11 protein-coding genes are annotated in these 13,116 nt (G+C 32.4%); 4 read left to right on the forward strand and 7 right to left on the reverse strand.

All coding sequences use genetic code 11. The features are described from left to right. The first annotated feature begins 48 nt into the window (after nt 1–48). Nucleotides 49–792 carry a DUF6503 family protein gene (locus H5V42_RS01040; protein WP_185781260.1) on the forward strand — a complete coding sequence of 248 codons (744 nt, stop codon included), beginning with the start codon at nt 49–51 and terminating at the stop codon, nt 790–792. On the opposite strand, the gene H5V42_RS01045 is transcribed toward H5V42_RS01040, so the two are convergent. Continuing rightward, the gene (locus H5V42_RS01045; RefSeq protein WP_185781261.1) at nt 789–1,328 is read right to left on the reverse strand and encodes a phosphoglycerate mutase family protein; all 540 of its coding nucleotides are present in this window, start codon (nt 1,326–1,328) and stop codon (nt 789–791) included. The two genes, H5V42_RS01040 and H5V42_RS01045, sit on opposite strands and share 4 nt — an antisense overlap. A gap of 61 nt (nt 1,329–1,389) precedes the next feature. On the opposite strand from H5V42_RS01045, the gene H5V42_RS01050 reads away from it, so the two are divergent. Continuing rightward, complete coding sequence (locus tag H5V42_RS01050; protein ID WP_185781262.1) at nt 1,390–2,769, forward strand: PorP/SprF family type IX secretion system membrane protein; 1,380 nt, start codon at nt 1,390–1,392, stop codon at nt 2,767–2,769. Nucleotides 2,770–2,779: 10 nt separating this feature from the next. Here H5V42_RS01050 and H5V42_RS01055 read toward each other — a convergent pair whose 3' ends face one another. After that, complete coding sequence (locus H5V42_RS01055) at nt 2,780–3,376, reverse strand: TetR/AcrR family transcriptional regulator (RefSeq protein ID WP_185781263.1); 597 nt, start codon at nt 3,374–3,376, stop codon at nt 2,780–2,782. 97 nt (nt 3,377–3,473) lie between these two features. Continuing rightward, nucleotides 3,474–6,074, reverse strand: a complete 2,601-nt coding sequence (gene clpB / locus H5V42_RS01060) for an ATP-dependent chaperone ClpB (protein WP_185781264.1) — start codon at nt 6,072–6,074, stop codon at nt 3,474–3,476. A 141-nt stretch (nt 6,075–6,215) separates the two neighbouring features. On the opposite strand from clpB, the gene ytxJ reads away from it, so the two are divergent. Then, entirely contained in the window at nt 6,216–6,611 is a 396-nt protein-coding gene (gene ytxJ / locus H5V42_RS01065; protein ID WP_185781265.1) for a bacillithiol system redox-active protein YtxJ, read from the forward strand. 29 nt (nt 6,612–6,640) lie between these two features. Here ytxJ and H5V42_RS01070 read toward each other — a convergent pair whose 3' ends face one another. Next, complete coding sequence (locus H5V42_RS01070; RefSeq protein WP_185781266.1) at nt 6,641–7,828, reverse strand: hypothetical protein; 1,188 nt, start codon at nt 7,826–7,828, stop codon at nt 6,641–6,643. A gap of 223 nt (nt 7,829–8,051) precedes the next feature. Between H5V42_RS01070 and glyA the strand changes: the two genes are divergently transcribed. Continuing rightward, nucleotides 8,052–9,326 carry a serine hydroxymethyltransferase gene (gene glyA / locus H5V42_RS01075; RefSeq protein ID WP_185781267.1) on the forward strand — a complete coding sequence of 425 codons (1,275 nt, stop codon included), beginning with the start codon at nt 8,052–8,054 and terminating at the stop codon, nt 9,324–9,326. Nucleotides 9,327–9,334: 8 nt separating this feature from the next. On the opposite strand, the gene H5V42_RS01080 is transcribed toward glyA, so the two are convergent. The 3 genes from H5V42_RS01080 to H5V42_RS01090 all read right to left on the reverse strand — a co-directional run bounded on the left by H5V42_RS01080 (nt 9,335) and on the right by H5V42_RS01090 (nt 13,051). Beyond that, a complete protein-coding gene (locus H5V42_RS01080) occupies nt 9,335–9,997 on the reverse strand; it encodes a hypothetical protein (RefSeq protein ID WP_185781268.1) in 663 nt (220 codons plus the stop codon). Nucleotides 9,998–10,292: 295 nt separating this feature from the next. After that, nucleotides 10,293–10,961 carry a response regulator transcription factor gene (locus H5V42_RS01085; protein WP_185781269.1) on the reverse strand — a complete coding sequence of 223 codons (669 nt, stop codon included), beginning with the start codon at nt 10,959–10,961 and terminating at the stop codon, nt 10,293–10,295. After that, on the reverse strand, nt 10,958–13,051 hold the full coding sequence (locus tag H5V42_RS01090) for a tetratricopeptide repeat-containing sensor histidine kinase (RefSeq protein ID WP_185781270.1): 2,094 nt from the start codon (nt 13,049–13,051) through the stop codon (nt 10,958–10,960). Before H5V42_RS01090 ends, H5V42_RS01085 begins: the two co-directional genes overlap by 4 nt. Nucleotides 13,052–13,116 lie beyond the last annotated feature (65 nt).

Consider the following 13,116-nt stretch of genomic DNA (forward strand, 5'->3'; position numbering starts at 1 on the left):
GTTAGTAAGGAAATTGTTTCTTTTACGATAGAATAGAAAATTAGATTTATGAAATATCCGCTGTTATTTTCAATTTTACTAGTATTAGTTTCTTGTAAAAAGGAAGCTAAAAAACTCACGGCTGATGAAATTGTAAACAAGTCAATAGCTGTTACCGGTGTGGATGATCACAAAAATTACGATAGTCATTTTGAGTTTAGGGGCATAGTTTATCAATCGGAAAACAGAAAAGGAAGAACCCTGTATAAACGCAAAATTTTATCGGATACTGCTACTATTACAGATGTTTTTACAAATGGAAATTTAAAACGATATATTGGTGATAGCTTACTTAATTTACCAGATACAACTGCTCAAAAATATGCCAACTCCGTAAATTCTGTACATTATTTTGCAAGACTACCTTTAGCTTTGAATGATGTCGCCGTTAAAAAAGAATTGCTTTCAGATGCAACTATAAATGCAGTTCCCTATCACAAAATTAAAATTACGTTTTCGCAGGAAAATGGTGGAGAAGACTATGATGATGTATATGTTTATTGGATAAATAAAGAGACGTTAAAGCCAGACTTCTTAGCTTATGAATACCACGTTGACGGTGGTGGCCAACGTTTTAGAGTAGCATTCAATGAACGATATGTAAATGGAATACGATTCGTAGATTATGAAAATTATAAACCAAAAATTTCAAATACAAGCATTCTAATAATAGACAGCTTGTATACCAACAATTACTTAGAATTGCTTTCTAAAATAGAATTGGAAAATATTAAAGTAACGCCTTCTTATTAATTTATGTGCAATCGAATGACAGAGGACTTACCTTCTTTGGTTAATTGAACAACAAATAAACTACCATTGTCATTTTCATTCATATCCTCATAATTGGTATTCCCAGTAATTTTATTAACCATGTAGGGAGTGGTATTACTGTGACCAACTACCAAAACAGTCTGTCCTTTATGTTGATTAATAAACTCCTCAAAATTCAAATTTTTATAGTCTAAATTGGTGATGGGTAAGTTTTTACTGTCAGCAGTTGGTTTAGCAGTTAGTTGAGTTCTTTTAAAGTTTGTTGAATAGATAATATCAAAATCAACATCCTTAAATACTCTAGACCAGTTAGTTGCTCGCTCAAATCCTTCTGCAGTTAAACTTGGATTTTTATCTGAAGAATCTGTCTTAATTTTCTCAGCGTGTCTTACAAAATATAAAGTTGTTGTAAGGCGATCTTCATTTAATTGTATATCTTGCGCACAAATTTTGAAGAAAATACCCCCAAACAATAGCGCAAAAACACTAATCCGGGTCAATTTAAAAGCTTTCATATCATAATTGTTAAAATAGAGCGTTAAGTTACCCAAATAACTGCCTAAAACCAGATGAACTATGAAATATTGTAAATTTCTACTCCTGCTAACACTGCTTCCAATGTTTTCAATTGGGCAAACAGAGAATTTGTTAGAAGATTTTAGACAACACAATTTATTACATCTAAATTCGAGTTTATTAAATCCAACTTTTTCCTACGACAGAAATGACCCTAGGTCTGTAAGCTTATGGACTAGATATCAATGGCAAAGTATTGATGGAGACCCAACAACTTTGTTTTTAAATTACTCTCAACGTTTTGGGGAAAAAGCCTCTGGAGGTTTAGGATTTTTTCAAAATAACACAGCCACTTATCAAAATACAGGTGGTATTTTAAACGTAGCTTTTGCTATACCGGTTGGGGAAAACTCTAATTTATTCTTTGGTACCAATGTTTTATTATACTCTCAAGAATTTTTTGACCCTGCAATTGACAATGCTTTTGGAGGTCAGTTAGTTCCCGCAGTTAGAATTCAAGCTGGTGACTTTAATTTAGGTGTTACTCTTGAGAACGCTTTGAATTTTAATTTTACCGATAGTGAAAGGGAGAATACAGATAGAATATTTAATGGTTTAATGTCTTATGATTTTGGTTTGCCATTTGGTGAAGGAAGGTCTTTTATAAGACCACAAGCCTATGTAAAATCTATTCCTAATGAAGATTTACAATATGGTTTGGCAGCACTGTATTCACATCCAAAGTTTTATTTACAGGGTGGCTATAATAATTATTACAGTTTTTCTGGTGGTTTTGGAGTAACGTTTGCTCAAAAACTTACAGTTGGAGGTTTAGTTGAAACTGCCACCAACAATTTAATTAGTCCAGATGGAGAAACTTTTGAATTATTCTTGTCTTTTAATATAGATAAGCAAAATGATTCAAAGACTCAAAAACAACAACAGTTAGAAGAAGAACAGGCTAGACTTGCAGAAGAACAAAAAAGAATGCAAGAAGAGGAGCAGGCAAGGTTAGATCGTGAAGCTGAAGCAAGAAGACAGCGAGAAGCTAGACAAGATTCTATCCAAAGAGCTAGAGAAGCTCAATTAAGAGAAGAATTAGAGCGTGCAAAACAAGATAGTATAGCCAAAGCACAACGAGAAAGAGAGGTCGTAATTGAGCCAGGTGAAAAGTATGAAGAAGTGGCTTATGCAGAAGGTTTAGAACCAGGATTCTATTTAATTGCAAATGTTTTTGGAACACAACGATATTTTGAAAACTTTATGCAAACTCTTGAAAGTAGAGGGTTAAATCCAAAATCTTTCTTCAGAAAAATGAATGGGTATAACTATGTGTATTTGAAGAAATACAATACTATAGAGGAAGCAAGAGCTGCTAGAAACAGCAACTACGATGGTAGATATAATGAAGCCTTGTGGATATTTAGGGTAAGGCAATAAAAGCTAAACCCTAATTTTTAAATTGTACTTGGAGCGATTGTTCGAGAAATGCAACAGTATTAGAAAGATACTTTCTATCTCGAGTAATCGTTCCCATTACAACAGCACCTTGTAAAATGGTAAAAAGTTGTTTCGCAAACTGCAAAGGCGAAACAGGCAATTTAATTTCTCCGAAATTAACTCCGTTTTCTAATATAAAAGCCAATTTGCCCTCAACCTCTTTTATGGTTTCTCTCGATGCCGAGGCGAGTTTTGCATTGTTGTCCTGAGCATCTACACCTACATTTACTAAAGGGCAGCCACCAAGTTTTACTGTAAACGTATCATACTGTCGATAAAATTTAACAAAGTTCAAAATCTTATCCGCAGCGTTACCCTCAACATCAAGTACCTCATCTATTTTAGTAAGAAGTATGTTTCTGTGGTATTCAAAAGCAGCTAACGCTAACGATTCTTTATTTTCAAAATTACCGTAAATAGCACCTTTGGTTAGGCCCGTAGCATCTGTGATATCACTCATGCTAGTGCCTACATAACCATGTTTGTTAAAAATTGGAGCAACAGTTTCTATTATAAAACGGGTAGTACGTTCAGCTTTAGAACTCATAAGGTTTTGGTAGATTGGTTTGTTTCCTTATTAAAAAGCTAATATACTTAAATATACTTTAGGGTATTAAATAGAAAAGCCCCTTTCGGGGCTTTTATTAATTAACAAGTTCTGACTGATTTCTAAATACCAGTTCATCATCAAATGAGTCTAAAAGTATAATGCTTTCGCTTTTTACCTTACCTTTTAAAATCTCTTTAGAGAGTTGATTTAACACTTCTTTTTGTATTAACCTTTTAATTGGTCTTGCACCATATTGTGGGTCAAATCCTTTTTTGGACAGATAATTAATAGCTTCAGTTGTTGCATCAAGAGTTATATGCTGATTCAAAAGCATTTTTTTGAGATTTTCTAATTGTAATTCAACAATTTCTCTAATATTCTCTCGACTCAATGGTGTAAACATTACAATATCATCAATACGGTTTAAAAATTCTGGCCTAATACTTTTCTTAAGCAATCCTAAGACTTCAACTCTTGCTGCTTCTGTAGCGCTTTGAATATCAGCGTTATTTTCAAACTTTTCTTGTATAATATGGCTACCCATATTACTTGTCATGATAATTATTGCATTTTTAAAATCGGCAACTCTACCCTTATTATCTGTTAATCTACCTTCATCTAAAACTTGAAGTAAAACATTAAATGTATCTGGATGTGCCTTTTCAATTTCATCTAACAATACAACCGAATAAGGTCTTCGTCTTACCGCTTCTGTTAATTGACCACCTTCATCATAACCAACGTATCCAGGGGGTGCACCTACCAATCTGCTTACTGCATGTTTCTCTTGATATTCACTCATATCAATACGAGTCATTGCATTTTCATCATCAAACATATAAGTAGCTAAAGTTTTGGCAAGTTCTGTTTTACCAACGCCTGTGGTTCCTAAAAATAAGAAAGAGCCTATAGGTTTTTTGGCATCTTGTAAACCAGTTCGGCTTCTTCTAATGGCATCAGAAACTGCTGTGATTGCCTCTTCTTGGCCAACTACTCTTTTGTGCAATACTTCTTCTAAGTGTAAAAGTTTCTCACGCTCACTTTGAAGCATTTTGGTTACGGGTATTCCTGTCCATTTAGCCACCACTTCTGCAATATCTTCATTAGACACCTCTTCTTTAATTAATGTTTCACCAGCTTGCTGCTCTTGCAACTGCAGGTTTAGATGGTCTAACTCGTCTTGCGCTTCCTTTATTTTGCCATATCGTAATTCGGCAACTTTGCCATAATCTCCATTTCTTTCTGCTCTTTCAGCTTCAAGCTTATAGTTTTCAATATCTTGTTTGGTTTTTTGAATATTGTCAACTACAGATTTTTCACCTTCCCATTGTGCAAAAATTTCATTTCTCTCTTCCTTTAAATTGGCCAATTCTAGATTTAAAGATTTGAGTTTATCTTCATCTTTTTCTCTTTTAATAGCCTCAATTTCAATTTCTAACTGCATTATTTTGCGATCAAGCACATCTAGCTCTTCTGGTTTAGAATTGATTTCCATTCTAAGTTTTGAAGCTGCTTCATCTATAAGGTCTATGGCTTTGTCTGGCAAAAAACGGTCTGTAATGTAGCGTTGAGATAATTCAACAGCTGCTATAACAGCCTCGTCTTTAATTCGAACTTTATGATGGGCTTCATATTTGTCTTTAATACCTCTTAATATAGAAATTGCGCTTTCTGTATCTGGTTCATCTACAACTACTTTTTGAAATCTTCTCTCTAGTGCTTTATCTTTTTCAAAGTATTTTTGGTATTCGTCTAAAGTTGTTGCGCCTATAGCACGTAACTCACCTCTAGCAAGTGCAGGTTTTAAAATATTTGCTGCATCCATGGCGCCTTGACCACCACCGGCGCCAACAAGAGTGTGAATTTCATCAATAAACAATACAATATCTCCATCAGAGGTAGTAACTTCTTTAACTACTGACTTTAATCTCTCTTCAAATTCACCTTTATACTTTGCACCAGCTATTAGTGCACCCATATCAAGGGAATAAATGGTTTTTTCTTTTAAATTTTCAGGTACATCACCTTGTACAATTCTATGTGCTAATCCTTCAGCAATTGCAGTTTTACCAACACCTGGTTCACCAACAAGTATTGGGTTGTTTTTAGTTCTACGAGATAATATTTGTAAAACTCTTCGTATTTCTTCATCTCTACCAATTACAGGGTCTAACTTACCAGAATCAGCTAGTTGATTTAGGTTTTTAGCATATTTTTCTAGGGAATTGTAAGTATCTTCAGCACTTTGAGAAGTTACTTTACCACCTTTTCTTAATTCTTCTATGGCTGCTAAAAGTTGTTTTTCTGCAACGCCTTGGTCTTTTAAAATCTGACTTATCTTGCTTTTAGATTTAAAAATAGCGAGTAATAAATGTTCTATGGACACATACTCATCTCCCATTTTACGGGCATCTACGCTTGCTTGATTAAGCGTTTTACCAGCTTCTCTAGAAAGCATAATGTCTCCGCCAGAAACCTTTGGGTAGCTTTCTAATTCTTTATCTAAAATTTGATTTACCAATGCTGTGTTAACATTGAGTTTTTTTAACAAGAATGGCAATACATTTTCATCAACCTCAGAAATTGCTTTGTAGATATGTTCATTTTCAATTTGTTGATGTTCAAAACCCATAGCAATCTCTTGTGCTTGCTGTAAGGCTTCTTGTGTTTTTATAGTGAAATTATTTGCGTTCATTTTCTTTTTTTCAGAAAGAAGTCAAATATCCTACCATAATAGATTAAGTGACAAAGTGACGCGTAAAATTCAAAATATAAAGACATTTCGTCATGTAATGAATTCTATTTCTAAATGACTAAATAGCTATATTTTTGCGTTATGGGATTATTTAATAACTTATTTAAAAACGAGAATTCATCAGAAAAGGAAGAACAAAACATTCCTTGGAATGCTTTAACTACATTGGAGCAGGTAAATCAGGTAATTCAAGATTCTCAAGGTAAAACGCAGGTTGTTTTTAAACATTCTACAAGTTGTGGAATCAGTGGAATGGTTTTAAGACGAATAACAACTAGTTGGAGTACAATAGATACTTCTCAAGTAGATTTTAATTTTTTAGACTTACTGGCTTACCGAAATATTTCTAATGCAATTGCTTCAAAGCTGAATGTAGTGCATCAATCACCCCAAGTAATACTATTAAGAAATGGAGAAGTAGTTTTTCATACTTCTCACGGAGCAATAATGGATTTTGATATCAAGAAATTCCTATAAAAGAAAGCCCCAAATAAAGGGGCTTTCTTTTATCTATTAATTTGATTTTGTTGTAAGAGCGTTGCTAATCTTGTTTTTAAATCTTCACCTGCGTCATATACCATTTGTTCGTTAGATGGAAATTGAATGGCAGCTAAATTTAAAAGTTCAATTAAGTCATTTTCTAAGGCTCTTTTGTCACCAGAATGTTTTGCATAAATGTGCTCAAAAACAAACTCACTAGAAATTGGAAAAGTATTAACCTCTTGTTGCGTTTTTAAATCTGTTAAGGTGATTTTAGCTCCTAATTGTGCAGTTTTAAATTGTGTAAACTGATAAAAATCGCATCTTACTTTTTTAAATTTATCTACTTTAATATCGTTACCCAGGCTATCTTTTGCAACATTACCATTATCATCTAGCACATATTCAAAACCATCTTTAACCAATTTTTCTTTGCTTATTTGTTTCTCCTGAACCTGTTCTGGAGAAATAAAAATTTGATTAAAGTCTAAGTTTAATAAATAGTCATATTCTTGATTTTTTAGTGGTGTGGTATGATAAGCTGTCCAAAAATCATTTATACGAAAGGTATTAAAATCTAACAATTCATTTTGTAACCTTTCTGGTATTACCTGTTCAGTTTGGTTGCTTAATTCAACAGCTACATAATCTATTCCTTTTAGATGCGCTTCTTGCATAATATTTGCGGTGGGATACGCTCCAGGATTTATTTCTTCTAAGTAACTTAAATCATCATATGCTTTTCTAAAGTCTAATTTACTTGTTGCATTTTTCATTAATTCATTAGCGTTGGCATACAAATATTCTGATAAGTTATTTTTAGCTACCAAGAGTTTGGAGTCGTAATTTGAAAATTCAAATTTTGCTTCTCTATTTTCATCATAAACAGGCAATGGCAATAACGGTTCAATTCTGTTCTGCAACGTTTTAAGATTGACATAACTAGTATATATTTTCTCGTAGTTTGCCTGGTTTCCATCTTGTTTTAAAAAGGCAATATTTTCTAACTCACGTTTACTATGCTTTGCAAAAGCATCTTCAAGTATGCGTATATATTCTTGGTTGCCTCTCTTTGTTTTGTTCTTAGAAAGGTTCTGAATAGACTTATTAATGGCCGTAAGATAGTTACCCTCATTAATAGCCTGTTGTGTTTTTTTAACACCTCCGCATGATGCTAAAATCACAGAAAATAAAAGGAGTATAGATTTTTTCATAATGTTTTGGTTTTATGATTTACTTAGTTGATTTTCAAACTACGTGCCAAAAACGGCTAATTCAATAACGAAAAACTGTTAGAAACCGTATATCAAGGCCTAACACGAATTAATTTTTTTTATTCAATTGTTGAAATCTGTTTGAAAAATAATTTTTTTACAAAATTTTGAGTAGTATAAAAGACGTTTCAATTTGTATTTTTGCAACCTAAAAATTTGCATTATGACTCGCGATCAACACTTGTTCGATTTAATTGGAAAAGAAAAAGAAAGACAGCTAAGAGGTATAGAATTAATTGCCTCTGAAAACTTTGTTAGTGAACAAGTAATGGAAGCTGCAGGTTCTGTATTAACCAATAAATATGCAGAAGGTTATCCAGGAAAACGATATTATGGTGGTTGTGATATAGTTGATCAAGTTGAACAATTAGCAATAGATAGAGCAAAAGAACTTTTTGGTGCCAGTTATGCAAATGTGCAGCCACACTCAGGTTCGCAAGCAAATGCCTCCGTATACCATGCCTGCTTACAACCAGGAGATACTATTTTAGGTTTTGACTTGTCTCATGGTGGTCATTTAACACATGGATCGCCGGTTAACTTTTCAGGTAAGTTATACAATCCTGTTTTTTATGGTGTTAATGAAGAAACAGGAATGTTAGATTATGAAGAAATTCAAAAAATTGCAGATAAAGAAAAGCCTAAAATGATTATTGCAGGGGCTTCTGCGTATTCTCGAGATATAGATTTTAAAAAATTCAGAGAAATTGCAGATAGTGTAGGAGCATTGTTGTTGGCTGATATTTCTCATCCATCTGGTTTAATAGCAAAAGGAGTGTTGAATGATCCAATTCCTCATTGCCATGTGGTTACTACAACTACGCACAAAACTTTGAGAGGACCAAGAGGAGGTTTAATATTAATGGGTGAAAATTTTGAGAATCCATTTGGAATTAAATTAAAAAATGGTAACCTCAGAAAAATGTCTGGTTTATTTGATTTGGCAGTTTTTCCTGGTAATCAAGGAGGACCATTAGAACATATTATTGCTGCAAAAGCTGTAGCATTTGGTGAAGCTTTAACCGATGAATTTCTTAATTACATAGTTCAAGTTAAAAAGAATGCAGCCGCAATGGCCAAAGCTTTTATAGATTTAGACTACAAGGTTATTTCTGGCGGTACAGATAATCACATGATGTTAATTGATCTTAGGAATAAAAATATTACAGGAAAAGATGCTGAAAAGGCATTAGAGCATGCAGATATTACTGCAAACAAAAATATGGTTCCTTTTGATTCGCAATCTCCATTTATTACCTCAGGAGTTAGGTTTGGAACCTCAGCAATAACCACTAGAGGTTTAAAAGAAGAAGATATGAGTGCAATAGTTGGTTATATAAATGAAGTGTTAACCAATCATGAGAATACTGAAAAAGTCTCTTCAATAAAAGAAAAAGTCAATCAGTTGATGATTGACAGGCCTTTATTTGTGGGTTAAAATTTTTTTTAGAGTAGGAAGAAATCTCCTTCAATTAGGGTTTTGCTTTTACAATCATACACAAACATTTGTGTGTCAGAATCAAAATAAAGACCCCAGTAATTATAATATACGTCCGCGTTTTGTGGGTTGTTATTATGATTTAGATTGGTTTCTTGACTCTCCTCATAAACAGGAAGAAATATTTCATAAGGCATTTCTGAAATTCCTTTTGTAAAATGAACAAAATTGCCGTTAAGTGCGTCAAATATTTTACCAATATTATCTAGAATACTAAGATTGTAAACTTTACCAATAATTATAGAGGTATCTAACATAGTAATACTTAGTTCTTCTATATCATAAATAGCATCACTTTTGCTATTTAATTCTTTAAAATATTCTTGGAAAGAACTAGTGCTAACTAAGTTGCCATTTGCATAGGAGTATTGAAAGCCTCCCCAACCACCATTATTAAGATATGTAAAACTATCAATTAAGGTGAAATTACATTGCATGTTAATAACAAGTTTCCAAGTATTGGTAACAGGAGAATAGTTACAATGAATGTTAACATCAGCATAAAAATCACGCTCGATTAGCTTTCGTAAATTTTCAATTTTTTGAGCTTTAGCTAAATGATTTTCGCTTAAGTTTTCGTTGACAAAAGTTACCTTATTCTTGATTGACATATCTGATTGATTTGGATATATATCGAATTTAAATCAAATATTTAAAGACTGATTAAAGCAAAACCATAAAAAAATTAGGGTTTGTGTTCAAAATCCAATGAAAATTCTTAAAAAAATGTTAAATTTTACAAAAATAAATTTGAACGGTAATTTTACACCCTTAAAATGTGCAAAAAAAGCATTGAAATGAACTGTATTTTTTGCACAAATACGCGTTTAGTATACTTAGGTAAAACCTTTTTACGGTAACCCTAAAACATATTAATTATAAGTAATCTATTGGGAGTAAGTTATTTTAGATAAAGCCTCTGTTTTTAGCAGCTAAAATTAACGCCAAATCATTTTCCTTTTCTGTTCCAAAAATTGATTTCAAATGACGCTTTCTATTTTCAATTGAAGAAGATGACAATTCTATATACTGTTCTAAATCTTTGGTTTTGGTTCCTTTGGCTAAATGATATAAAATTTTTCTGTCATTTTCATCAAGAGAAATATCATTGGCCATTTTTTTACGTATTGCACCTAAAGCTTTAGAAGAATAGTACGGAGGATTATTAATTACCGTTTTAATAGCGTCTTCTAGCGTTTTTTGGTCAATGTCTGTTTTAACCATGTAACCATCTGGATCAACAGACTTTAAAATGCTATTAATTCTGTAATTATCGCTAAAAGAAGACATAAATATTATTCTGGTAGAAGGCACAAGTTTTCTAGCCAGAACACCAAGATCTTCACCATTATAGGGTTGATCTTCATTGGGAGGGAACAATTGCACGTCTAGCAGCAATATATCGTACTGAAAGGTAGTAGCAGAATCCTCAATTTTTTTTCGACCAGTTTCATAATCTGAAGCGGTGTCTACAATTATGTTATAATCTTCAAAGATTAATCTTTCAAGGATAAATTTATATCCTAACATAATCATTTCGTGGTCGTCTACGGCTAGTATTCTTAAAGTTTTCATTCTGCTTGCAATATATTAAAACTGGTGGATTCTTTATCAGCTTTGCTGTTTTCTACGTTGTTTTTAATTGGAACTATTACTTCTACTTTGGTTCCTTTCCCAAGTGTACTTCTAAAATTAACCTTTCCATTTAATTTTTCAATACGAGAACGGATATTTTTAATTCCAATTCCCGTTTTTTTCTTTTTTAAATCGAAGCCCTTACCATTATCTATTATATTTAGTCTAAGGTTATGTGCTGTTTTAGAGATTTGTAAATCTATATTTTTAGCTTTTGAATGCTTAATGGAGTTTTGAATTATTTCTTGAACTATTCGGTAAATATTGATTTTTGTATTACTATCAAAAAGTTCCCAATCCACCTCATTACTATATTTAGTTTCAATTTTAATACCACTACTTTTAGCAGAGGTACTTAACAACTCAATTAATGCTAAATTAAAATTATCAACTTTTTCATAAGATCCTTTATTCAGCTCATGTGAAATCATTCTAATTTCTTCTTCTACGCCCTGTAATTTTTGAATTAGTTCATCTCGCTGGTTTATGGCTTCTTGGTCAGACCTTTCATTTAGTCCACTCATAATAAGCCTTATGCCCAGCATTTCTCCAAGAACACCATCATGTAATTCTTCTGAAATTCTGCGTTGCTCTGCTTTTTTTCCTTGTTCTAGTTTGCCACGTTGCGCAAGCATTAATTTGTAGATTTCTTGATTGCTTTCTTGTTGGGTTTTTTCAAATCGTAAGCGTTGATTTACAATGCGCTGCAATACAATAGTAATTACGCCGACACCTAATACTAAAAGCCCAATTGACACCCCAATTAACAGCTGACTTCTTTTTTGGAGTTTAATGTTTTCTTGCTCGGTTTCTTCGGTTTCTAGTTCAATTAGTGCAAACTTTTCTCTAAAACTTCTTTCCTCATTAATTAACTGGTTTTGTAACTTTACATATTGCATGCCATAACCTCTTTTGTCTATCTCTTCAACAGCAATTAAAAACTCATACAATTCTAATAACCGGTCATTGTTTTCTGTAGCTTTAGCTATATCTACAGCGGTTTCAACCTTAGCAATAGCTTGTTCTTTTTTATTAGCAGCTAGTAGTACTTCGGCGTAATATTGGTAAACTCGTGGTTTTTCATACTCAAGACCTAGGCTGTCTATAAGTTGTAGAGTGGCAGTAAACTCTTTTTCAAAATACGCTGATGTAAATTTTCCTAATTTGAAATTTGCATACAGGTAACCAGATTTTGCTTTGACATAGGTTTTCGGTATTAGATTGATTAAGTCTTTATTTTGAAGTAAAGTTTGATATACAGAATCTGCTTTTTTATAATTTTCTGCCCTGGCGTAGGTACTAGCAAAATTATTGGTGTTATAAATACTGTAAATTTCATTTACATCCTCATCTAAAAATTTTATTTGTTCTTTGGCAATTTGATGGTACTTAAAGGCTTTATCAAAATTTTTTAATCCGTTTTGAATTATAGCAGTAAGATTATACGAAGTAAAATAATGTTGAGTTATTTCATTTACTTTGACATAATTAACATATTTTGTCGCTGTTTCTTCGGCTCTTACATAATCCTTGGTGTCATGTTGTATAAGGGCAATATCATATAGAATAGAGGCGTTTAAATTTTTAGAATTCAAATCAAAATCATGCCCTTCAATTATTCTTCTCGCAGAAATATAATAGTAAAATGCGCTATCTAAATGTTTTTGATTTTTAAAATAATCTCCTACTTTTTGTTTTGAAAGTGCATTGTAGTAATAATTATTGCTTTTTTGTGATAAATACTGGGTTTGCTTGTTTAATGATTTGAATTTAGTAGTATCACCAATTTTCAGGAACGCACTAGACAAGGTACTTAATACTTCTAATTTTTCATTCCCTTGAAATGTTTCAATTTTATTAAGTGAAGAATTTAAAAACGCCAATTTTTCTTCGTTGGTAACATCTGATTCTAAAGTAGATGTAATCCTGTTAAGGAATTCTTCCTTATCATTATCTTGAACTATTGGTTTATAAGATGTAGTAAAAAGACATGCAGCATAGGTTAGCAGTATTGCATAGGTCTTAAGCATAATTACAATTTGAGGGCACTTGTTAAAACAAGATACAAAAAAAGCCCTAAACTTAAGGTTAAGGG

Origin of the sequence: Croceivirga lutea, from assembly GCF_014235875.1 — a bacterium.
Classification (GTDB): domain Bacteria; phylum Bacteroidota; class Bacteroidia; order Flavobacteriales; family Flavobacteriaceae; genus Croceivirga; species Croceivirga lutea.

What these genes read in the sequence shown, in the direction of transcription:
- H5V42_RS01040 (WP_185781260.1), top strand. Translation starts at nt 49, where the DNA reads ATGAAATATCCGCTGTTATTTTCAATTTTACTAGTATTAGTTTCTTGT.
- H5V42_RS01045 (WP_185781261.1), bottom strand. Translation starts at nt 1,328, where the DNA reads ATGAAAGCTTTTAAATTGACCCGGATTAGTGTTTTTGCGCTATTGTTT.
- H5V42_RS01050 (WP_185781262.1), top strand. Translation starts at nt 1,390, where the DNA reads ATGAAATATTGTAAATTTCTACTCCTGCTAACACTGCTTCCAATGTTT.
- H5V42_RS01055 (WP_185781263.1), bottom strand. Translation starts at nt 3,376, where the DNA reads ATGAGTTCTAAAGCTGAACGTACTACCCGTTTTATAATAGAAACTGTT.
- clpB (WP_185781264.1), bottom strand. Translation starts at nt 6,074, where the DNA reads ATGAACGCAAATAATTTCACTATAAAAACACAAGAAGCCTTACAGCAA.
- ytxJ (WP_185781265.1), top strand. Translation starts at nt 6,216, where the DNA reads ATGGGATTATTTAATAACTTATTTAAAAACGAGAATTCATCAGAAAAG.
- H5V42_RS01070 (WP_185781266.1), bottom strand. Translation starts at nt 7,828, where the DNA reads ATGAAAAAATCTATACTCCTTTTATTTTCTGTGATTTTAGCATCATGC.
- glyA (WP_185781267.1), top strand. Translation starts at nt 8,052, where the DNA reads ATGACTCGCGATCAACACTTGTTCGATTTAATTGGAAAAGAAAAAGAA.
- H5V42_RS01080 (WP_185781268.1), bottom strand. Translation starts at nt 9,997, where the DNA reads ATGTCAATCAAGAATAAGGTAACTTTTGTCAACGAAAACTTAAGCGAA.
- H5V42_RS01085 (WP_185781269.1), bottom strand. Translation starts at nt 10,961, where the DNA reads ATGAAAACTTTAAGAATACTAGCCGTAGACGACCACGAAATGATTATG.
- H5V42_RS01090 (WP_185781270.1), bottom strand. Translation starts at nt 13,051, where the DNA reads ATGCTTAAGACCTATGCAATACTGCTAACCTATGCTGCATGTCTTTTT.